Genomic DNA, 22,063 nt, shown 5'->3' on the forward strand with positions numbered 1-22,063 from the left:
GAGCATCCGGGAAAAATACTCAACCGGCCGGGTTGAGCGAACCGGCGACCCACTGGCCGCTGAACCCGAGAATCAGGTTCTTCGACCAATCGGCGATCAGTAGAAAATGCGGCAGCAATGCCGATTCGCGCCACCAGGCATCCTGCTGGACCGGTGCCAGGCTGAGCAGCCCTGCAAGCACCACCACCAACAGACCACCTCGTGCGGCGCCAAATACCATTCCGAGAAAACGATCGGTCCCTGACAGCCCCGTCACCCTGATCAGCTCGCCGATCAGGAAATTCACCAGCGCGCCCACCAGCAGGGTCGCCACGAACAACAGGGCACACGCTGCGATAACCTGCACCGAGGGCGTGCTGATGAACTCGGCCAGATGGTGAGACAAGGCGCCGCCGAACATCCAGGCGATCACGCCGGCAACGATCCAGGTGACCAGCGATAGCGCTTCCTTGACGAAACCACGCTTGAGACTGATCAGACTGGAAACAGCGATGACGGCAATGATGGTCCAATCGACCCAGGTGAATGCCACGATGTCTTCTACAAAGGGGGAAAGGCCGCGCATTTTAGCAGAGCGCAGGCGCCACGGGTACGCACTGGTTGCGTCAACGCTGGTGTGCTGATCGCGACACCGATCAAACGGCGACAGGCGGCCCTACAGGTCAACCCTCTTCGGGCTTGAAGCGCACCACGAAGCCATCGAGTTTCTGCTGACGCTGCAGCACATCGCGAAGGCGGTTCGCCTCGCTGCGCTCAACCAGCGGCCCGACGAAGACGCGATTCATCCCGTCAGCGGTGCGGATATAGGCGTTGTAGCCTTGCGAACGCAACGTCTGCTGCAGGCTTTCCGCACTCGCGCGATTGGATAGGCTTGCCAGCTGAATCGACCAGCTGACCGGCAGGTTATTGTTGTCCAGCCGCGGCTCCGGCTTCTGCGGCTCCGCTGGTGCCGATGGTGCCGATGGCGCAGTAGCTGGAGCAGGATCAGCCGGAGCAAGCGGCTCGACGGGAGCAGGCACCGGGTCTTCAGCCGTGGCGGCAGTCGCGTCGCCCCCCTCCTCGATGATTTCAAAGCCCTCGGGGGCCGATTTCGCCTCTGGCACCTCGACCGGCTGCATTTCGATATCGGCGACAACCGGTGCGGCAGGAATGCTGGGCGCATCGACCGTGACATGGCGAAGGTCGTCCTGCCGATTGAACAGCATCGGCACGAAAATGACCGCTATGGCGATCAGCACCAACGCGCCAACCATGCGTTGCAGCAATCCCTTATCCAGCAATGCCATGCCCACTTTCCCCTGCCTGTTGTTCCAGCCATTCGAGCGCCGCAGCGACACAGAAGAACGATCCGAAGACCAGCACTTCGTCGGCAGAATCAGCCTTACTGCACTGCGCGACGAGAGCCTGTTCGATGCTCTCATACTGACTGACCGAAGCACCACGCTCAACCAGTGCCGCAGCCAGCTGTGCCGCTGGCCGCGAACGGGTGGTAGGCAGCGGCGCGACCGCCCATTGTGCGATCTGCGGACTCAGGGCATCGAGCACGCCAGCCAGATCCTTGTCTGCAAGAAGGCCGAACACAGCCAACCGCTGCCCCGTGATCGGTCGCTGCCCGAGCCGCTGAGCGAGAAAGCCGGCAGCGTGTGGGTTGTGTCCTACGTCCAGCAATAGCGAGATGCGCTGGCCGTTCTGCATGACGTACCGCCGGTCCAAGCGCCCCGTCACATGCGTTCGTTGCAGCGCACCAGCAATGCGCTCGGCATCCCAGGACAGCCCCAGCAAGGCAAACGCCTGTAGCGCAAGCGCCGCGTTCTCCATGGGTAACGACAGCTGCGGCAACCCGTGCAACTCTAGCGGCTTGCCCGCTGCATCCACGCCGCGCCAATGCCAGGTCCGGGCATCGATCGCCAGATCGAAATCACGCCCGCGCAAGAACAACGGCGCCATCAGCTCCTTGGCGCGCTCAAGCAATGGTGTTGGAACCTCAAGATCGCCACACAGCGCTGGTTTACCTTCGCGCAGAATCCCGGCTTTCTCGTACGCCACGCTTTCACGACTATCACCCAGCCAGTCGGCATGATCGAGACCAATATTGGTAATCACCGCCAGGTCGGCATCGATGATGTTGACCGCGTCCAGTCGGCCACCAAGGCCGACTTCCAGTACCACCGCGTCCAGCCCTGCCCGCCCGAAGAGCCAGAATGCCGCCAGAGTCCCGACTTCGAAGTAGGTAAGCGATATGTCGCCACGGGCGCCATCCACAGCGGCAAAGGCTTCGCAGAGCTGCTCATCGCTCGCATTCACGCCTCCGAGCTGTACGCGCTCGTTGTAGCGCAGCAGATGCGGTGAGCTGTAAACGCCGACTTCGAGACCCTCGCTGCGAAGCAGCGACGCGAGGAAGGCACAAGTGGAGCCCTTGCCATTGGTGCCGGTAACGGTAATTACCAGCGGAGCCGGCCGCGTCAGACCAAGCCGCGCTGCCACCGCACGAACCCTGTCGAGGCCCATGTCGATGGCAGTGGGATGCAGTTGCTCAAGATAGGCGAGCCAGTCGGCCAGGCTCCGGGTGGTCATGCAGTAGCCGCTACCTGGGCAGGTTCGCTCGGTGACGGCAGTTTCTGCATCTGCGCCAACAGGCGCGACAGACGAGCACGCAACTCGGAACGCGGAATGATCAGATCGATAGCGCCGTGATCCAGCAGGAACTCGCTACGCTGGAAGCCTTCCGGCAGCTTTTCGCGCACGGTCTGTTCGATTACCCGCGGGCCAGCGAAGCCGATCAGGGCCTTCGGCTCTGCGACGATCACATCACCCAGCATGGCCAGACTGGCAGAAACGCCGCCGTAGACCGGATCAGTCAGGACGGAGATGAAAGGCAGGCCTTCCTCGCGCATGCGAGCCAGGACTGCAGAGGTCTTGGCCATCTGCATCAGCGAGATCAGCGCCTCCTGCATCCGGGCGCCGCCGGATGCGGAGAAGCAGATCAGCGGGCAGCGTTTTTCCAGCGCCACGTTGGCGGCACGAACGAAACGCTCGCCGACGATCGCACCCATCGAGCCGCCCATGAAAGAGAACTCGAAGGCGCAGGCTACCACAGGGACATTGACCACTTTGCCACTCATGGCGACCAGGGCGTCCTTTTCACCAGTCTGCTTCTGAGCGGCGGTCAGGCGATCCTTGTACTTCTTGCTGTCACGAAACTTGAGACGGTCGACCGGTTCGAGATCGGCGGCAATCTCTTCACGCCCCTCGGTATCGAGGAAGATGTCCAGACGAGTACGGGCATCGATGCGCATGTGATGCTGGCACTTGGGGCATACATCAAGCGTCTTTTCCAGTTCGGGACGATACAGAACCGCCTCGCAGGATGGGCATTTGTGCCAGAGGCCTTCGGGCACCGAACTCTTCTGCGACTCCGAGCGCATGATCGAAGGGATCAGCTTGTCTACCAGCCAGTTGCTCATGCTCTTGTTCTCCAAAGCTTCATTCCTGCCGCGCACCCGCGCCACAGGTAGATTCATCGTTGCGACCGGAGCATGCAAACGCTCGCCAGACGCGTAAGCGATGCGCATGAGCGCAACCGCCATATTCGATCTCTTCCTGCCGGAAGAGATCACCACCAATCGGTGCGCTGGGCTCACCAGCGACTCGTTACTGGACGGTCACGACCATCCAGGCGTCACATAGTCGACCGCACACGCTCGATAAAGGCTGCAACCTTGGCCGCATCCTTGATGCCCTTGCCCTGCTCCACACCGCCACTGACGTCCACCGCATATGGCCGGACCTGGGCTATTGCCTGCTGGACATTCTCTACGGTCAGCCCTCCAGCAAGAATCAACGGCTTGGGCAATGAAGGGGGGATAAGTGACCAGTCGAAGCGCTCGCCCGTTCCGCCCGGCACGCCAGCCACGAACGTATCCAGAAGGATGCCGCTAGCATTGCCGTAGCGAGCAATCTGAGCAGCGACATCCTCGCCGTTACCGACTCGCAGCGCCTTGAACCACGGGCGGTGAAAGCCTTCGCATGCGCCCGGTGATTCGTCCCCATGGAACTGCAGCATATCCAGTGGAACCGCATCGAGCGTCTCGTTGATCTCGCAGCGACTGGCATTGACGAACAGCCCGACCGTCGTAACAAAAGGAGGCAAGGCTGCGATGATCTCGCGCGCCCGTTGCAGGCTGACCGCCCGTGGACTCTTGGGATAAAAGACCAGGCCGATGGCATCAGCGCCCGCCGCCGCAGCGGCCAGGGCGTCCTCGATACGGGTGATGCCACATATCTTGCTGCGAACGATTGGCAACGGAACTCTACCTGTCAACGGGAAAAAAGGATGGTAACAAAAGCCATGTCAGCTGCAAGCGAATCGCCACGGGCATTCGTCAGCATCGAACGTCTGGCAGGCCGGAAAGAAAATGCGGCCCGAGATAGCGCTTCGGTAGCTCGAACTCGTCCGGGTAGTCCACTTCGACCAGATAGAGACCATATGGATGTGCCGTTACCCCACCGGTGCGGCGAACTCGCGACTCAAGCACTTGCGACGCCCACTCCACCGGACGCTCACCGGCACCGATGGTCATGAGCACACCGGCAAAATTGCGCACCATGTGATGGAGAAAGGCATTGGCCCTGACATCGATGACGATCAGCCGGCCGTATTCGAGCAGCTCCAGATGATGAATTGTCTTGATCGGCGACTTGGCCTGGCACTGCCTCGCGCGGAATGCACTGAAGTCGTGCGTCCCCACCAGGGCAACGGCAGCTGCACGCATCCGCTCGATGTCCAGCGGACGGTGATTCCAAGTAACTTCTTCTGCCAGATGCGCTGGACGGATCTGATCGTTGTAGATCACGTAGCGGTATCGACGCGCCATGGCACTGAAGCGCGCATCGAAATGCAGCGGCATCTCCTTTGCCCAGGTAACGCTTATGTCCGGAGGCAGGTTCATGTTCGCGCCCATGACCCATGCATGCATGGTGCGCGAAACGGGTGTATCGAAATGCACTACCTGACCGCTGGCGTGGACCAGCGCATCCGTACGCCCCGCGCAGCTGAGCGTGACGCGGTGGCCACCCGCGACCTTGGTCAGCGCTGTCTCGAGTGACTCTTGAATGGACGGCACACCGGCACGCTGGCGCTGGAAGCCGCGATATCGGGCCCCCTTGTATTCAACGCCGAGAGCGATTCTGGAAACGCCGACGGCAGCCATTTCGGCTGCCGCTTCGGGTACTGCTTGGTTCATAGGATCAGGCGAGTTTGGCGAGCATGTCGCGCGCCTCCTGCTGCTGAACATCGCTACCCTCGGACATCACCTCATCGAGGATATCGCGGGCACCTTCAGCATCCCCCATGTCAATGTAGGCCCTGGCAAGATCCAGCTTGGTGGTGGTCTCGTCGGTATCGGAGAAGAAGTCGAAATCCTCGTCCAGCTCCGCGGCGGGGTGGACATCGCCCTGTTCGGCTACTGGTACCGGCGTCGGCTCGTCTAGATCCTTCGATAGATCTTCGATGTCCGCCTCAACTTCATCCAGCTGCGCTGCAAAGTTGTCCGATCGAGCGCCTTGCTCCTGCTCTGGCTCCTCCAGGGAAATATCGAAGCCTTCTGGCAGCGTCTCGGTCTCGGCAGCAGCTTCTTCAGTCAGCTCGAAATCAAGCTCATCGCTATCGAATTCAACCGACGTACCGGCGGGTGTTTCGTCTTCGAGACTCAGCGAAAAACCATCTTCTTCAACCGAGTTGTCCGCAGCGCTTTCAGTGCCGAAGGAGAAGTCGGTCAGTTCCTCCTGCTCGGGCTTCGAAGGCTGCTCGTCCTCTTCCAGCCCCAGGCTGAAGTCGTTGATTGCAGGCTGCTCCGTGGACTTAACCTCCAACTCTTCGTCCAACATCAGATCGTCAAAATTCAACGAATCATCCGCAGGCAAGGAGGCCGGACGCTCGTCATTCAGATCGATATCCAGATCATCCAGGCTAAGATCGAACTCATCATTCAGGTTCTTGCTGGCAGCGGGAACTGCCGGCTCATCAAACTGGAAATCGTTCAGATCGAGGCTGTTCATGTCCACCTGCGCTGCGGCCATGCCCGCTGCAGCACCGCCCACGGCTGCGGCCATCGACGGATACTTGTGCTTCAGCTGCTCGATTTCCGCATTGGCGCCACCGATCTCACGCAACTCGGCCTCTTCACGGGCGAAACCCTCGCGATTCCCCAGCTCCGCATAGACTTCCATGAGTTTCAGGCGGAGATCGCTGCGATGAGGCTCATCGTTGAGTGCTTTCTGCAGAAGCTCTGCAGCCTGGTTGAAGCGACCATAGGCGATGTAGATGTCCGCCTCCGCTAGCGCATCACCAGTTGCGGGGGTCAGTTCGTTGCCAGCAGGTGCCGGCGTGTTGACGGGCTGAAAGACCGTTTCCTGGGGTCGCTCCTGACCAACGTCGACGAACCCGGACGTGCCAAGCTGCAGATCATCCACCGCGCTCTCCGCCAGAAGACTTTCCTGCAACTCGGCTTCCCGCATAGCATTTCGACGTGAAAGAGCCATCAGGCCGACCAGCAGCAACAGCAGCGCGCTTCCGCCCAACACACCGAGCAGCAGAGTGTTTGACATCAGATCATCGATCAGGCCCCGCTGCTCCGGCTCGACTGTAGGTGCAGCGGGCTTGGCAGGCTGCGGGGCAGGCTTGGCGGCCTGGGGCTGAGCTGGAGATCGAGCCACAGCCGGAGTCGACTCTGCTGCGCTCGCACCGGCATCAGCCTGAGCGTCATCTTGCGGGGCGTTTGCAGCCTTCTGCTCAAGGGGTGCTGTATCGCCATCGACCGCTGCCGACGGGGTCGCAGCGCCTGTCGGAGCCGCCTCGCTCGTCTCAGCGGCCTGCCCCTCTGCGCCCAACTGCGCTTGGAGCTTGGCCAACTGGTCATCCTTCAGCTGCATCAGACGCTGCAACTTCTCCAACTGCCCCTGCAGATCGTTCAGGCGATCTTTCAGCTCATCGTTTTCACGGCGACTGGAATCCAGGCTTTCCTGAGTTACCGCGAGCTTGTCGCGCAACGCTTTGCCACCATCGCCAGCCCCGGTATCGGACCCTTCGGTCGACTTGCCGGCATCGGCTGCGACGAGGCGCAGGCTATCTCCAGAATCGCTACGCGACGGCGTGGCGCCGGCCTCGGTACGACGCGTTGCATCCAGCTGGCGCGCAGCTGCCACTGCGCCGCTTCGACCCTGACGCCAAGCGGCGTTCTGCTCGGCAACCTGGCTGATCGCCTCCGCCTGCGAGCGGCTGGATATCTGCCCCGCGTCAGGAAGGCGCAGCACCTGCCCGCTTTTCATTCGATTGATGTTGCCATCGATAAAGGCATTCGGGTTCAGGTCCTGAATGGCCAGCATCGTCTGATGGACCGTGCCCTCACCCCGGTTACGCTCGGCGATATCCCAAAGCGTATCGCGTGCAGAGGTGCGATATTCATTACCCGATTGCGCAGCATTCGCGACGGATACCGGCGCGGAAGGCGCGGCCGCCTGACGAATCGGGGCCGCGCGCAGCGGCTCGGCGCCCCGGGCCGGGGCGGAGGAAATGGGCAGCTGGGGAGCCGCGGCTGCGGCCGTTTCCGGCGAGTAGAGTGGCGGATCGAGAAGCAGGGTGTACTCGCGAAGCAGGCGCCCGTTTGGCCACAACACTTCTACGAGAAAATTCAGGTAAGGCTCACGCACCGGCTTGCTGGAGGAAACCTGAATGACGCTCTTTCCGTTTGGCCTCAGTACCGGGGTGAATTTCAGGTCCGTCAGAAAGTACTGACGATCAATACCCGCTCGATTGAAATCCTCCAGGGACGCAAGCACTGGTATGACTTCGCCGGGAGCCAGGTTCTTGGCATCGAGCAGTTCGATCTCTGCGATCAGCGGTTGATTCAATGACGACTGAAGCGTGACCTCTCCCAGCCCAAGCGCATGGGCCATTTCTGTAGTCAGCGCGGTAGCAGCCGCGATTGCCAGCACCAGATTGCGAACCCGAACCATTATTTAATCCCTTGTTTATCTTTTTCTCGTACTACGAGAGGGTCTTATGTCACTGCCCGCGCCACCTGGCGGTGGCTCCCCATCAGCGATAAGCCGTTCAGCGCACCGGCTAGAATTAATCTTTGAATTACCAGTAAGTATCTTTTACAGATAGTCTTTTATCAACAACTCACCAGACTGCACAGCATTCAGCGCTGCGCCTTTTCGCACGTTATCAGACACAATCCACAAATTGACTTCCCGTGGATCACAGATGCCTCGACGAACTCTTCCGACATAGATCACATCCTGCCCGACCGCGTCACCAACCGCTGTCGGATAATCGTCCGACTCCACCAGCTCAACCCCTTGCGCCGCTTCAAGGGCTGCGGACAGCGCCTGCATATCGGCCTCGACCCGCCCCTGCAACGAGACGACGAGGCTCTCTCCGAAGAACACCGGAGCCTGAACGAACGTAACAGAGACGGCGAGTTCCGGCATATCCAGGAGCTGACGAAGCTCCTCAACCAGACGCCGCTCCTGCAATCCATATCCTTGCGCGTCGACCGCCTCGGCTTGTGCGAGCATATTGAAAGCCACCTGCCGACCGAATACCCGCGGCTCCAAAGGTCGTGCATTGAGCAATTCGGAGGTCTGTCGGGCAAGCTCCCTCACACCTGCCGAGCCATGGCTGGACACGGGTAGACAGGCCGTAACAGTCACCCGATGCAACTCCAGCTGTTGCTGGATCGGTTTCAATGCGATGGCCAGGGCGACCGATTCAGGCAGTGGACTTGCAATGGCGCACTGTTCCGGCAACGCGTCGAGCAGCACGCCGTTGATCTCTGGCACCACGCACAGCTGCTGCTCGACGGGAATCGAGGCTGACAGATCGACGATTCGGCAGCCGGCCGCTAACGCCTTGACGCGGCACTCGCTCAGCAATGCAGAGGTACCAACCAAAAACACCAGTTGCGCTCGATTGAATTCGAAGCGATCCACCTCGCCTACACGCAGATTTCGGCCTTTGAATGGCACCGTATGCCCGACACTCTCGGTGCCATCCAACAGATGCAGCTCGGCGACCGGAAATGCCCTTTCCTCGAGCACCTCGACCAGCGCTTCGCCTACCAAGCTAACCGCACCTACGACCGCAACACCGACACCTGTGGGCATCGTCACCTCCACGCATTAAGGACCGGCACTGTAGCGAAATGGCAGACCACTGCAAGCGGCACTGCCGAGCGGCACATCGCACAAACGAAAACGCCGCGAGCAAGTCGCGGCGTCTGGCACGTCATCGAGCGCCTATCAGCGCTCCAGCAGGATACGCAGCATGCGCCGCAGTGGCTCGGCAGCCCCCCACAGCAGCTGATCACCGACAGTGAACGCCCCCAGGTAATGCGAGCCCATGTTCAGCTTGCGCAGACGTCCGACCGGTACGCTCAGCGTCCCGGTCACAGCCGCCGGGCTCAGCTCCTGCATGCTGGCATCGCGGTGATTCGGCACCAGCTTGACCCAGGGATTGTGCTGGCTGATCAGCCCTTCGATATCGGAGATCGGCACATCCTTGTTCAGCTTGATGGTCAGCGCCTGGCTATGGCAACGCATGGCGCCGACACGTACGCAGATACCATCGACCGGGATCGGGCTCTTGAAGCGACCGAGGATCTTGTTGGTCTCGGCCTGCGCCTTCCATTCTTCACGGCTCTGCCCGTTCGGCAGCTCCTTATCGATGTACGGGATCAGGCTGCCGGCCAACGGCACGCCGAAATTGTCGACCGGGAAAGCTTCGCTACGCTGGGTTTCGGCCACCTTGCGGTCAATGTCCAGAATGGCGCTGGCGGGATTGAGCAGATCGTCAGCCACAGCCGCATTGATGGCACCCATCTGCTTGATCAGCTCGCGCATGTTCTGCGCGCCGGCGCCGGATGCGGCCTGATAAGTCATGGCACTCATCCACTCCACCAGCCCGGCCTCGAACAGACCACCCAAGCCCATCAGCGCCAGGCTGACGGTACAGTTACCGCCGATGTAGTTTTTGGTGCCGGCATCAAGCTGCTGGTCGATCACGCGACGGTTCACTGGATCGAGCACGATCACCGCATCGTCCTGCATGCGCAGCGACGAGGCGGCATCGATCCAATAGCCCTGCCAGCCGGCTTCGCGCAGCTTCGGGAAGACCTCATTGGTGTAGTCGCCACCCTGACAGGTCAGGATCACATCGAGGCCTTTCAGCTCGTCGATGCTGTAGGCGTCCTTCAGCGCAGCGGTTTCCTTGCCAATATCGGGCCCTTGGCCGCCGACATTGGAAGTGGTGAAGAACACAGGCTCGATCAGGTCAAAGTCCCGCTCTTCCAGCATCCGCTGCATGAGCACGGAACCGACCATACCGCGCCAACCGATCAGACCTACACGTTTCATCGCAACTACACCTATAGAAAAAGTGGCCCGCACCATTCAGCGCGGGCCAAAAGATTACAACTTCGCGAGGGCCGCGACTACTGCATCGCCCATCGCCTGAGTACCAACTTTGCTACAACCTTCGGACCAGATGTCGCCGGTGCGCAGGCCCTGGTCGAGCACATCGCTGACCGCTTGCTCGATGGCATCGGCTGCAGCTACCTGATTGAAGCTGTAACGCAGCATCATCGAAACCGAGAGAATGGTTGCCAGCGGGTTGGCGATACCTTTGCCAGCGATGTCCGGTGCCGAGCCGTGGCACGGCTCGTACATGCCCTTGTTGCCGGCGTCCAGCGAAGCCGACGGCAGCATTCCGATCGATCCGGTGAGCATGGAGGCCTCGTCCGACAGAATGTCGCCGAACATGTTGTCGGTGACGATCACGTCGAACTGCTTCGGCGCGCGCACCAGCTGCATGGCAGCGTTATCGACATACATATGGCTGAGTTCGACTTCCGGGTAGTCATTGGCGACTTCCTCGACCACCGCCCGCCACAGCTGGCTGGACGCCAGAACGTTGGCCTTGTCCACCGAGCAGAGCTTCTTGTTGCGCACCATGGCCATGTCGAAACCGACCTTGGCGATGCGGCGGATCTCGCTCTCGCTGTACGGCAGCGTGTCGTACGCCATGCGCTCGCCGTTCTCCAGCACCTTACTCTCGCGCGGTTGGCCGAAGTAGATGCCACCGGTCAGCTCGCGCACGATCAGGATATCCAGACCGGCGACGATTTCGGGCTTGAGCGACGAGGCATCGGCCAATTGCGGATAGAGCAGCGCCGGGCGCAGGTTGCCGAACAGCCCCAGCTGGGAGCGGATCTTCAGCAGGCCGCGCTCGGGACGGATGGCCGGATCGATGGTGTCCCACTTAGGCCCGCCGACGGCGCCGAGCAGGATCGCGTCAGCGGCACGAGCACGCTCCAGGGTCTCATCGGCCAGCGGCACGCCGTACTTGTCGACAGCCGCACCACCGAGCTCGTCGTAGCTCAGCTCGAAGCCCAGCTGAAACTTGTCATTGGCCAGCTGCAGCACCTTGACCGCCTCGGCCATGATTTCCGGGCCAATACCATCGCCAGGGAGAACCAGAATCTGTTTGGACATTTTTCGTTCCTGTGAATTGATACGCCGCAGGGTGGGGATGCAGCCCACTCCTATATATAGGTTCAGCTCGCGCGTTACTTGATCGCGCCGAACAACCAGGGCTGGCTCTGCTGGTGACGAGCTTCGAAGGCCTTGATGGCCTCGGCGTCCTGCAGGGTCAGGCCGATATCGTCCAGACCATTGAGCAGGCAGTGCTTGCGGAACGCATCGATCTCGAAGCCGTATTGCTTGCCGTCCGGACGGGTAACGGTCTGCGCAGCCAGATCGACGGTCAGCTGGTAGCCTTCGGTCGTCTCGGCCTGCTGGAACAGTTCGTCCACCTCCTCTTCTTTCAGCACGATCGGCAACAGGCCGTTCTTGAAGCTGTTGTTGTAGAAGATGTCGGCGAAGCTCGGCGCGATGATGGCGCGGAAGCCGTATTCGTCCAGCGCCCACGGCGCATGCTCACGGGAGGAGCCACAGCCGAAGTTCTCGCGGGCCAGCAATACGCTGGCGCCCTGATAACGCGGGAAGTTCAGCACGAAGTCCTTGTTCAGCGGACGCTGCGAGCAATCCTGGTTCGGCTGACCGACATCCAGATAGCGCCACTCGTCGAACAGGTTGGGGCCGAAGCCGGTGCGCTTGATCGACTTCAAGAATTGCTTCGGAATGATCTGGTCGGTGTCGACATTGGCGCGATCGAGTGGGCAGACCAGGCCGGTGTGTTGGGTAAAGGCTTTCATGTCTCGTCTCCTCAGGCCTGGATCAGTTCGCGTACATCGATGAAGTGACCGGTCACCGCCGCCGCGGCGGCCATCGCCGGGCTAACCAGGTGAGTACGACCACCGGCGCCCTGCCGGCCTTCGAAGTTGCGGTTGGAGGTCGAAGCGCAATGCTCGCCGCTGCCCAGCTTGTCCGGGTTCATCGCCAGGCACATGGAGCAGCCCGGCTCACGCCATTCAAAGCCGGCCTCGATGAAGATCTTGTCCAGTCCCTCTGCCTCGGCCTGCTGCTTGACCAGGCCGGAACCCGGCACCACCAGCGCTTGTTTGACGTTCGCGGCAACCTTGCGACCCTTGGCGACCTCGGCGGCAGCGCGCAGATCTTCGATCCGCGAGTTGGTGCAGGAACCGATAAACACGCGATCCAGCTTGATTTCTGTGATCGGCTGGTTGGCGTTCAGGCCCATGTACTTCAGCGCGCGCACGATGGAATCACGCTTGACCGGATCGGCTTCGACGGCCGGGTCCGGCACGTTCTGGTCGACAGCCAGCACCATTTCCGGCGAGGTGCCCCAACTGACCTGCGGCTTGATGTCCTCGGCCTTCAGCTCGACGATGGTGTCGAAAACCGCATCTTCATCGGAGACCAGACCTTTCCAGAGCTCGACCGCCTTGTCCCAGTCACCGCCCTTCGGTGCGTATGGGCGCCCCTCGACATAGGCGATGGTCTTCTCGTCCACCGCGACCATGCCCACGCGGGCACCGGCTTCGATGGACATGTTGCAGATGGTCATGCGCCCTTCCATGGACAGATCGCGAATCGCGCTGCCGGCGAATTCCAGGGCATGGCCATTACCACCAGCGGTGCCAATCTTGCCGATCACCGCCAGCACGATGTCCTTGGCGGTGACGCCGAACGGCAGCTTGCCTTCGACGCGCACCTGCATGTTCTTCATCTTCTTCGCCACCAGGCACTGGGTGGCGAGCACGTGCTCGACTTCGGAGGTACCGATGCCGTGGGCCAGCGCACCGAAGGCGCCGTGGGTGGAAGTATGCGAGTCACCGCAGACCACCGTCATGCCCGGCAGGGTGGCGCCCTGCTCCGGGCCGATGACGTGGACGATGCCCTGACGCACATCGTTCATCTTGAACTCGAGAATGCCGAAGTCATCGCAGTTCTCGTCCAGCGTCTGCACCTGAATGCGCGAAACCTCGTCGGCAATGGCCTCCAGACCACCCTGGCGCTCGCCCTTGGTGGTCGGCACGTTGTGGTCCGGAGTGGCGATGTTGGCGTCGATGCGCCACGGCTTGCGATTGGCCAGGCGCAGCCCTTCGAAGGCCTGCGGCGAGGTCACTTCGTGGAGGATGTGACGATCGATGTAGATCAGCGACGAACCATCGTCGCGACGTTTCACCTCGTGCATTTCCCAGAGCTTGTCGTAGAGCGTCTTGCCGGCCATCGGACTTTTCCTCATCTGCTTTCTATGCGGGGCGAATAGCCCTTGCGCTTATGGGGACGATGCTAGGGGCTTGCGTTGAATTACTCAAATTCATATTTTTCATCCAATGCATTCCTATCTGGAATTCACCGCCACCGGAAGACTTTCATGGACCTCGCCAACCTCAACGCCTTTATCGCTGTCGCGGAAACCCATAGCTTCTCGCTGGCCGCCGAACGGCTGCACCTGACCCAACCCGCGGTAAGCAAGCGCATCGCCGCGCTGGAAGCGCAGCTGGACGTACGGTTGTTCGATCGACTGGGCCGCGAGATCAGTCTCACCGAGGCCGGCCGCGCCCTGCTGCCCCGCGCTTATCAGATCCTGAATGTACTGGACGACACCCGCCGCGCCTTGACCAACCTCAACGGCGATATCGGCGGACGACTGAGTCTGGCGACCAGTCATCACATCGGCCTGCATCGTCTACCACCGCTGTTGCGCGCCTTTACCCGCGCCCATCCGCAGGTCAGCCTGGATATCCGCTTTCTCGATTCGGAAGTGGCCTATGACGAGGTACTGCACGGCCGTGCCGAGCTGGCGGTGATCACCCTGGCGCCACAGACCGCCGAACCGGTGCTGGCGGTGAAGGTCTGGGACGATCCACTGGATTTCGTCGTCGCGCCCGAGCATCCGTTGGCCAGCAAGGCGGACATCACCCTGGCGGACGTCGCCGGCCATCCGGCGGTATTCCCGGGCGGCAACACATTTACCCACCACATCGCCCAGCGCCTGTTCGAGCGCGAGGGACTGACACCCAACATCACCATGAGCACCAATTACATGGAGACGATCAAGATGATGGTCTCCATCGGCATTGCCTGGAGCGTGCTGCCACGTCGCATGCTGGACGAACAGGTGGTCAGCCTGCCCTTGCCGGGTGTCCAGCTGACACGACAGCTCGGCTATATCCTGCACAGGGAACGCACCCTGTCCAATGCGGCCAGGGCCTTCATGGCGCTGCTGGATGCCGAACGCGACTGACTGCTTGAATGAAAAAGGGCGCCATTCAGCGCCCTTCTCCTGTCAGCGGATCAACCCTCCAGCGCGGGTCGCTGGTCGGCATTGATCGGGATGCGCTTGGGCTTGGCCTCTTCCGGCACGACCCGGACCAGATCGATGTGGAGCAGGCCGCTATTAAGCGCTGCGCCCTTCACTTCGATGTGATCGGCCAGACGGAACGACAACTTGAACGCCCGCTGGGCGATGCCCTGGTGCAGGTAGGTGACGTTCTCCGCCTCGTTCTCGCGGCGGCCGCCAGTGATGGTCAGTACGCTACGCTCTACCTGCAGATCGAGGTCAGACTCCTGGAAACCGGCGGCTGCCACCACGATGCGATACTGATCGTCGCCGTGCTTCTCGATGTTGTAGGGCGGGTACGAGCTGCCGGTGTCGTTACGCAGGGCCGACTCGAACAGGTCGTTGAAGCGGTCGAAGCCCACGGATTGCCGGAACAGAGGGGCCATGGGGAATGAACTCATGATAAACCTCCTGAAATCAGCGAGTTGAAACGGGCGGGACCCGACTTCGGCATCCCGCTGAGCCCTACATAGGAACCGCACAACGGATTTCAAGAGGCTGTAAACGAGCCAGGCGACGAGAGGTAGCACATGTCCAGAGTCATGCTGATCACAGGCGCCAGCCGCGGCATCGGCGCCGCCACTGCACGACTGGCGGCGCAACAGGGCTATGCCTTGTGCCTGAATTATCACCAGCGCGCGGATGCGGCGAACGCGGTACTCGAACAGGTCCGTGGCCTGGGTGTAACGGCGATTGCCGTAAAGGCCGACGTCGCTGATGAGGCCCAGGTACTGCACATGTTCGACGTCATCGACCGGGAGTTCGGCCGCCTGGACGTGTTGGTCAACAACGCTGGCATGCTCGAGCAGCAGATGCGTTTGGAACAGATGGATGCGGCGCGTTGGAGCCGCGTGCTGGGCGCCAACGTGATCGGCAGCTTCCTGTGCGCACGCGAGGCAATCAAGCGGATGTCGACGCGCCACGGCGGCAAGGGCGGCGCGATCGTGAATCTTTCATCGGTGGCCGCCCGCCTCGGCGCACCGGGTGAGTACGTCGACTACGCCGCCGCCAAGGGCGCCATCGACAGCATGACCCTGGGCCTGGCCAAAGAGGTCGCCAGCGAAGGCATCAGGGTCAACGCCGTGCGCCCGGGCGTGATTCATACCGATATCCACGCCGCCGGGGGCGAGCCGGATCGTGTCGAGCGGGTCAAGGCAAGTGTGCCGATGGGGCGCGGCGGGCAAGCCGAGGAAATCGCCGAAGCCATCCTTTGGCTCGCCAGCGAAAAGGCCAGCTATACCAGCGGAGCGCTACTGGATGTAGCCGGCGGGCGCTGATTCAGCTCAGGCCAATGCGGCGGCACGCAATTCGCGCGTATCGACACCGAGCATTGCATCGATCCGCGCGCAATCGTTTTCCCGGCGCAGTTCGGCGAACAGCGCCACCGCCTCCGGATAATTGCGAGTCAGCAGGGCCAGCCACTGCTTGAGCCGACCCGGCGCATAACGCGGTGCAATCTTTCCCCGCGCCTGCTGCCAGAAATCCAGCAGCACGGGTCGGAATTCCTCCCAGCTCATCGGCGCGACCTGCTGGCCGGCTTTAGCCGCAGCGATCTGCCGGGCCAGGTCCGGTCGTGAAACCAGCCCTCGGCCCAGCATGATGTTTTCTGCACCGCTCACCTCACGGCATCGACGCCAGTCCTCCAGCGACCAGATGTCGCCATTGGCGTAAACCGGCACCGCGACCACCTCCTGCACCCGCGCGACCCACTCCCAATGCGCCGGCGGCTTGTAGCCTTCGACCTTGGTTCGGGCGTGCACCACCAGCTGCTCTGCCCCACCGGCCACCAGCGCACGGGCGCAATCGAGCGCGCCGTCCGGGCTGTCGAAGCCGAGGCGCATCTTGGCGGTTACCGGGATGTGCGCCGGCACGGCTCGGCGCACCTCGCAGAGAATCGAATGCAGCAGCTCCGGCTCCTTCAGTAGCACCGCACCGCCGCGGGATTTGTTGACCGTCTTGGCCGGGCAGCCAAAATTGAGGTCGATGGCCGGGGCGCCGAGTGTGCAGGCAAAGGCGGCGTTGTCTGCCAGGCAGATCGGATCGGAGCCTAACAGTTGAACGCGCACCGGCGTCCCGGCACGAGTGAGCGCGCCGGCCTTCAGTTCCGCGGCAAGCTTGTCAAAGCTGCTTTGCGGCAACAGGCGATCGGACACCCGGATGAACTCGGTCACGCACCAGTCGACGCCACCCACCCGGGTGAGCACGTCACGAAGGATTTCGTCGACCAGCCCCTCCATGGGCGCCAAAGCGATCTGCATACCGGCCACTACATGATGAAAAGGCCGGCATTGTACGGATGCGCGTGCCCTTTATGAATCATGCACCGTTGTCAGGCCGGCCTATCCGCTCACTCTTCGATAGTCCCACCTATCGTGTCGGTGCCGGTGGTCGCACCCATTCCGCCGGTAGTGCCGGAGTTGCCCGTGCCCATGGTGCCCAGAGCGGCGCCGCCCTCCAGCGAGCGATCTTCCCGCCGGTCGGTCATACGCTGGTTGTTGTCCGTGGGAGCGTTCGGCTGCCGTTCACCCACGACGTCCGCCCGCTGGGCATCGTCGCGCGCCTCGTCCGCTGCTCCACCAGCGAAGGCCCCGACCGAACTCACCAGGGCCAACCCCATAACCGATGCAATCAACCGCCTCATGGCTACCTCCTCAACATTTGAACACCAGTCAGTTTTCACGCCTGTCCAGCGTCGGACGACGGCGGTGCTCCATGTCGGTTTCGTTGCCGCCATGGCCGGGCTCGGCGTCACGTTCGACGCGCCCGGACCGCGCATCCTGCGCCTCGTTGGATACCGCCTGCCCTTGCTGGTCCTGCTCGTCGAGATATTGGATGTCCTCGCCAATACCCATCGAGCCGTTGCCAGCTGCGCCACGATCCGGCGCAGCCGTGTTCTGGGCCAGCTGCCGCTCCGCCGCCGATAGATCTACGCCCTGGGCGCCCGCTGCCGAAACGAGCGCCACCAGCATTACGACTGACTGAATACGCATGTTCGAATCCTCCGCTTGTTGATCTATAGGCAGTGGGCTATCCAAGGAGTGCGCAGCCGGCGACCGACGGCCAACCGGAACCGCTTGCAGCCAGACGGGGTCACAACCACAACGGAAGGAATTGCATCGCACAGGAGGAGCACCCGATGGAAGTTGCGCTGATACTGGCGACCATGATCTGCAGTTGGGCCTCGGCCGCGCTCGCCATGCTGTGGGGCATGCTGCGCATCGCACGCAGATACCAGTCCAGGCAACCTGACACCCGGTGCCATCAGCGTCAGGTCGTCGAGCCCATCGATTCACCCGCCTCATGCCGTGCCTGACGCAAATAATTGGCGGAACCCAATTTAATCCGTGACAGCACCAGCGAAAGCTGTAGAATGCGCGTCGCGGGATGGAGCAGTCTGGTAGCTCGTCGGGCTCATAACCCGAAGGTCGTCGGTTCAAATCCGGCTCCCGCAACCAATTCGAAAGGCCACTCAATGAGTGGCCTTTTTTGTTTGGCTCGTCGTCAGATAGCACAAGGACGGCCATACGCAGACTGCGGTTCTTGGCTAAACAATTGAATCGTCATGTGTTTTTTCCGGGAAGGCGTTGACATCCAGCGCTTGGGCTGTAGAATGCGCCCCCACAGACGCGGGATGGAGCAGTCTGGTAGCTCGTCGGGCTCATAACCCGAAGGTCGTCGGTTCAAATCCGGCTCCCGCAACCAATTCGAAAGGCCACTCGAATGAGTGGCCTTTTTTCGTTTGCGCTCCTTTTCATTTCGCCCCGCCGCTTGCTACGCGCCGCGCCTGCAAAGAACTAAATCCCGCCGGTTTTCAAGGTAAATACTTATTAAAGAGCACGACAAAGGCCGGCAAGCTGCCTTTGTCGCAAATATCCTTATAAAAACTTCAACCCGCTTTTCTCGAAAATTGTCTACGTCAAACCATGGTTATTCACCAAACGATTTTCTGATGTAGTCCAACACAGCCGACACATCAGTCGAGGACAACGTGCTATTTCCGCCTTTAGGCGGCATCGCCATAACACTTCCGGGACTTTGATAACCATTGGTTATACTGCTGATCAATTGGCTATCAGGCTTGCTGAGACGTCCCTTTTTATCGGTAAAATCCGGCACCCCCGGCAGGCTACCTTTGCCATTTGCCCCATGACAGGCCACGCAATTGCTTTCATAGACCTGCTTTCCCGAGAGATTGCCGGCATCATTAGTCGAAACCGTGTTTGCATCATTACTAACCGTTTCGATTTTGGCATTCGAAGCTTGCAAGAAGGTCAGAATGTCGCGGGTTTCCTGCCCGGTCAATCCAGCACGAACACGCATATGGAAAACGGTGGTGAGCCACTGATCATCACGCAGCTCAGATGGGCTGCGCATATTGTGGCAGCGCGAGCAATTTTCTGACCAGGCTTTAGCTCCCGCGGCAGAATCTCCGGCTTCCGGATAGTCAAATGCAAATGCAAATGGCGTGATCATTCCGAAGAGCAGGAGGGCTTTGATGCCGACGCCAAGCGTATTTTTTATCACTGGAAATTTCATCGTTTTTCCCCTCGTCAAAATCCATAGGCCAGCTGAAACATCAATCGATCTTCATCCGCAACACTCCCCGTCGCCCCATCATTAAACTCGTAAGCAAATTTACCTATAAAATTATTAGTGACGAGATAATTGGCGCCCAAGGCCCACTGTTGTTGATCCTTGCTGTCATGAGGCGAATCAAAATCGGTATACCGTGCGACCAGCTCCCACTTGCTTTGACTCAAGCGATAGCTCCCCTGGGTGTACCAGGTTTTCCAAACCGCTCCTTCCGAAGCAGCCGCGCCGCTACCATTATCTGCACCCACCTCTGTCTTGACATACTCACCACGCAGATTGAACGCATTGATTTGCCAATTAAAATCGGCATCGACCACGTCGTAGTCACGCGCACCCTCACCGCTGAGCAAACTGCTGTCGCCATCTTCTATTGAGGTGACGGTAGCCTTACCCGTGGCCGCAGAGACACCGATTTCAAGGCCGGCAAACGGGATCACGCCAAATCGACCACCGTACGTTTTCTCTCCATCCCTGTCCGAACCGAAACCTTCAGCCTCCACACCATCCAATCCGAATTCACCATCCTCCACCTCCGCCATCAATTCGGGGCCATTGCTGGCAAAGATTGCATAGTTAGTGCGGACACTCCCAATCGGGAACCCGCCACGCAATTGAAAGCCCACGTCAGACACAGGAGCGGCGCCATCCATATCAAATCCCGGCGGCGCGGACGGTAACTTGTTAATCCAAGCTGGATGTAAGTTTTGCCGAAATTGGCCGACGGGACTTATGAACTTACCACCCACCAGCACCATATAGTCATTGAGAAACCAATCAACCGTGAGATACTCCAGAGCTACGTCCGTTTCACCATCGGGCCCGATGGTGAATTCAAGTTCCGACTCGAGCATGGCTATGTCGCGATATTGAAAGTGAAAAATCGGCGCGAAGGTGCCTACATTAAAACTACCATCGGCTGATTCTGAGTCTGTATAGCCCGCACTTGCATAACCTGTCATATGGATAAGTGTATCGGGCTGCCGCCATTCACTTGCGGCGGCGATGTTTTGTTTTACCTCAGACACCTCCTCCTTGCTGACAGTATTTTTTAGCTGTTGCTTAAGCTCATCCATCTCCTTTTGCATTGACTCGAGACGCCCAGCCAAATCTTCAACACTTGTCTCCGCTACCGTCGTAGCAGAAAAAACAGTGGCAACAACTCCCACTGAAATGGCCTTCGCTAGCATATGCTTGATCATGTGTTATCTCCTGTGTAAAAACCTGCAGTTAGCCTTTCTGATCTCAGGCTTGTAATCATGAAGCAATTTTATTTATGCCGCGTTTATGTGCGTTGCTTTTTTCATTGAGCAGCCTTAAGTATTAAGCCGCTCACCCACCTGGATCATGAAGTTCAGCGAGTTCAAAGAAAGGCATGACCCTTGGTCGCTCTAGCGGAAATGTTGGCGCAAGGTTAAGTACGACCCCGCTTAACGCACAGGAAGATGCGCACAGCCCACTCTTTCATGCAGTCAATATCACACTTGTTACAACGACCTGAAAATGACTCGCTACCAGCAGCTTCATCACGGCGTGTTTTTTGTCGTTGCCTGGATATTCCGATTGTGATGACTCCGATTTTCATCGGCATGTCGAGCTACGCCAGAGTCTAAAGCGGCTTCGATACTAGAGCTATATTAAGCATGTTGATAGAGCCGCCAGCCATCAGGGCTTGAACAATCAACCCCCCAAATAACTAGTACAGTACCTACCGAACGAACCATAATAACCCCCTATATCCCCCCCCCCTATCCTTTTATGGTGAAAAAGTACCACGCCGCCCCCTTTCAAGATTTGATCTAGATCACGCTCAGCGCACATAGGTTGAACTCATCAGCTCTCTGTCTTCAGCTAAGACTGGCTGGAGTCGAGCCTGATCCTCCAGCTCGGTTCGGTGGCGCTGTTCAGCCTGCTCCTGTTCGTCATCCTGCAGCTGTCGCGGCCTAGCAGGCTGTCCGAGAACAGACTGACCTACTGCGGAAAATCCGGATTGGTCATTTTTCGCGCTCTTTTTCGTTAAATAGAGCGACTATTCGCCTCAAAAGAGCGCAAAAACTGCCTCAAACCGGCCTTCCCTCGCTACGGTCGCTATTCTCGGACAGCCTCCTAGGGAAACTCTGAAAAAGACTTACTGAATCTGGTGAAATACGCCGATCCCGCCAGCCGAGTTTTTCCATGAAGCAGATGACCTTCGCCGACGCCGAGTACGCCGGCAAGCGCAAGCAGACCCGTAAGGAATTGTTCCTGATCGAGATGGATCGGGTGGTGCCGTGGAAGGGCTTGATTGCTTTGATCGAGCCACATTATCCGAAGGGTGAAGGTGGCCGTCCGGCCTACCCGTTGATGGCGATGCTGCGTGTGCATCTGCTGCAGAACTGGTTCGGCTACAGCGATCCAGCGATGGAGGAAGCGCTGTACGAAACCACGATCCTGCGCCAGTTTGCCGGGCTGAACCTGGAGCGCATCCCCGACGAAACCACCATTCTCAACTTCCGCCGCTTGCTGGAGAAACACGAGCTGGCGGCCGGCATCCTCGCTGTCATCAATGGCTATCTGGGCGACCGCGGCCTGTCGCTGCGCCAGGGCACCATCGTCGATGCAACGCTGATCAATGCGCCCAGTTCGACCAAGAACAAGGACGGC

The 22,063-nt window shown here is 59.9% G+C and carries 21 protein-coding genes, 2 tRNA genes and 1 pseudogene; 6 read left to right on the forward strand and 18 right to left on the reverse strand.

Annotated features, from left to right (window positions below):
• Positions 1-19 precede the first annotated feature (19 nt).
• From HZR81_RS19460 to leuC, 12 genes are all read right to left on the reverse strand, one after another.
• Complete coding sequence (locus tag HZR81_RS19460) at positions 20-532, reverse strand: CvpA family protein (protein ID WP_133456924.1); 513 nt, start codon at positions 530-532, stop codon at positions 20-22.
• A gap of 130 nt (positions 533-662) precedes the next feature.
• Positions 663-1,286 carry an SPOR domain-containing protein gene (locus HZR81_RS19465; protein ID WP_316959229.1) on the reverse strand — a complete coding sequence of 208 codons (624 nt, stop codon included), beginning with the start codon at positions 1,284-1,286 and terminating at the stop codon, positions 663-665.
• Positions 1,270-2,574: a bifunctional tetrahydrofolate synthase/dihydrofolate synthase gene (folC, locus tag HZR81_RS19470; RefSeq protein ID WP_500129019.1), complete on the reverse strand. Its 1,305-nt coding sequence runs from the start codon at positions 2,572-2,574 to the stop codon at positions 1,270-1,272. Before folC ends, HZR81_RS19465 begins: the two co-directional genes overlap by 17 nt.
• Positions 2,571-3,464 (reverse strand): acetyl-CoA carboxylase, carboxyltransferase subunit beta, encoded by an 894-nt coding sequence (gene accD / locus HZR81_RS19475; RefSeq protein WP_063543687.1) that lies wholly within the window; start codon positions 3,462-3,464, stop codon positions 2,571-2,573. The genes folC and accD overlap by 4 nt, the downstream gene beginning before the upstream one ends.
• Before the next feature lie 215 nt (positions 3,465-3,679).
• A complete protein-coding gene (locus HZR81_RS19480) occupies positions 3,680-4,303 on the reverse strand; it encodes a phosphoribosylanthranilate isomerase (protein WP_063543530.1) in 624 nt (207 codons plus the stop codon).
• A 79-nt stretch (positions 4,304-4,382) separates the two neighbouring features.
• Complete coding sequence (gene truA / locus HZR81_RS19485) at positions 4,383-5,243, reverse strand: tRNA pseudouridine(38-40) synthase TruA (protein WP_133457293.1); 861 nt, start codon at positions 5,241-5,243, stop codon at positions 4,383-4,385.
• A 4-nt stretch (positions 5,244-5,247) separates the two neighbouring features.
• Positions 5,248-8,013 carry a motility hub landmark protein FimV gene (locus HZR81_RS19490; protein WP_500129020.1) on the reverse strand — a complete coding sequence of 922 codons (2,766 nt, stop codon included), beginning with the start codon at positions 8,011-8,013 and terminating at the stop codon, positions 5,248-5,250.
• A 144-nt stretch (positions 8,014-8,157) separates the two neighbouring features.
• A complete protein-coding gene (locus HZR81_RS19495; RefSeq protein WP_500129021.1) occupies positions 8,158-9,168 on the reverse strand; it encodes an aspartate-semialdehyde dehydrogenase in 1,011 nt (336 codons plus the stop codon).
• A 135-nt stretch (positions 9,169-9,303) separates the two neighbouring features.
• On the reverse strand, positions 9,304-10,416 hold the full coding sequence (asd, locus tag HZR81_RS19500; protein ID WP_044315764.1) for an aspartate-semialdehyde dehydrogenase: 1,113 nt from the start codon (positions 10,414-10,416) through the stop codon (positions 9,304-9,306).
• Between the two features lie 54 nt (positions 10,417-10,470).
• Complete coding sequence (gene leuB, locus HZR81_RS19505; protein ID WP_500129022.1) at positions 10,471-11,553, reverse strand: 3-isopropylmalate dehydrogenase; 1,083 nt, start codon at positions 11,551-11,553, stop codon at positions 10,471-10,473.
• Between the two features lie 74 nt (positions 11,554-11,627).
• On the reverse strand, positions 11,628-12,275 hold the full coding sequence (leuD, locus tag HZR81_RS19510; protein WP_500129023.1) for a 3-isopropylmalate dehydratase small subunit: 648 nt from the start codon (positions 12,273-12,275) through the stop codon (positions 11,628-11,630).
• Positions 12,276-12,286: 11 nt separating this feature from the next.
• Complete coding sequence (gene leuC / locus HZR81_RS19515) at positions 12,287-13,714, reverse strand: 3-isopropylmalate dehydratase large subunit (protein WP_285361880.1); 1,428 nt, start codon at positions 13,712-13,714, stop codon at positions 12,287-12,289.
• Between the two features lie 147 nt (positions 13,715-13,861).
• Between leuC and HZR81_RS19520 the strand changes: the two genes are divergently transcribed.
• On the forward strand, positions 13,862-14,734 hold the full coding sequence (locus HZR81_RS19520; protein ID WP_500129024.1) for a LysR family transcriptional regulator: 873 nt from the start codon (positions 13,862-13,864) through the stop codon (positions 14,732-14,734).
• Positions 14,735-14,784: 50 nt separating this feature from the next.
• On the opposite strand, the gene HZR81_RS19525 is transcribed toward HZR81_RS19520, so the two are convergent.
• A complete protein-coding gene (locus HZR81_RS19525; protein ID WP_011912923.1) occupies positions 14,785-15,231 on the reverse strand; it encodes an Hsp20 family protein in 447 nt (148 codons plus the stop codon).
• A 129-nt stretch (positions 15,232-15,360) separates the two neighbouring features.
• Here HZR81_RS19525 and HZR81_RS19530 point away from each other — a divergent pair, with 129 nt between their 5' ends.
• Positions 15,361-16,107 (forward strand): SDR family oxidoreductase, encoded by a 747-nt coding sequence (locus HZR81_RS19530; protein ID WP_500129025.1) that lies wholly within the window; start codon positions 15,361-15,363, stop codon positions 16,105-16,107.
• Positions 16,108-16,113: 6 nt separating this feature from the next.
• Here HZR81_RS19530 and HZR81_RS19535 read toward each other — a convergent pair whose 3' ends face one another.
• From HZR81_RS19535 to HZR81_RS19545, 3 genes are all read right to left on the reverse strand, one after another.
• Positions 16,114-17,088, reverse strand: a complete 975-nt coding sequence (locus HZR81_RS19535; protein WP_200594306.1) for a tRNA dihydrouridine synthase — start codon at positions 17,086-17,088, stop codon at positions 16,114-16,116.
• An 89-nt stretch (positions 17,089-17,177) separates the two neighbouring features.
• Positions 17,178-17,432, reverse strand: coding sequence for a hypothetical protein (locus tag HZR81_RS19540; protein WP_500129026.1), 255 nt, complete (start codon positions 17,430-17,432; stop codon positions 17,178-17,180).
• 67 nt (positions 17,433-17,499) lie between these two features.
• Positions 17,500-17,820, reverse strand: coding sequence for a hypothetical protein (locus HZR81_RS19545; RefSeq protein ID WP_102841377.1), 321 nt, complete (start codon positions 17,818-17,820; stop codon positions 17,500-17,502).
• A gap of 146 nt (positions 17,821-17,966) precedes the next feature.
• Between HZR81_RS19545 and HZR81_RS19550 the strand changes: the two genes are divergently transcribed.
• The 3 genes from HZR81_RS19550 (at position 17,967) to HZR81_RS19560 (ending at position 18,532) form a co-directional block, all read left to right on the forward strand.
• On the forward strand, positions 17,967-18,143 hold the full coding sequence (locus tag HZR81_RS19550) for a hypothetical protein (RefSeq protein ID WP_155736443.1): 177 nt from the start codon (positions 17,967-17,969) through the stop codon (positions 18,141-18,143).
• A gap of 65 nt (positions 18,144-18,208) precedes the next feature.
• A tRNA-Met gene (locus HZR81_RS19555) sits at positions 18,209-18,285 on the forward strand.
• Between the two features lie 170 nt (positions 18,286-18,455).
• A tRNA-Met gene (locus HZR81_RS19560) sits at positions 18,456-18,532 on the forward strand.
• A 225-nt stretch (positions 18,533-18,757) separates the two neighbouring features.
• Here the strand turns inward: HZR81_RS19560 and HZR81_RS19565 are convergent.
• Both HZR81_RS19565 and HZR81_RS19570 read right to left on the reverse strand, forming a co-directional pair.
• Entirely contained in the window at positions 18,758-19,366 is a 609-nt protein-coding gene (locus HZR81_RS19565; RefSeq protein ID WP_454910733.1) for a c-type cytochrome, read from the reverse strand.
• A 14-nt stretch (positions 19,367-19,380) separates the two neighbouring features.
• A complete protein-coding gene (locus tag HZR81_RS19570) occupies positions 19,381-20,622 on the reverse strand; it encodes a porin (protein WP_454910734.1) in 1,242 nt (413 codons plus the stop codon).
• A gap of 973 nt (positions 20,623-21,595) precedes the next feature.
• Between HZR81_RS19570 and HZR81_RS19575 the strand changes: the two are divergent.
• Positions 21,596-22,063: pseudogene (locus tag HZR81_RS19575) on the forward strand (IS5-like element ISPst7 family transposase); the annotation flags it as partial.

This window comes from Pseudomonas sp. LM13, assembly GCF_041381355.1.
GTDB lineage: Bacteria > Pseudomonadota > Gammaproteobacteria > Pseudomonadales > Pseudomonadaceae > Stutzerimonas > Stutzerimonas frequens.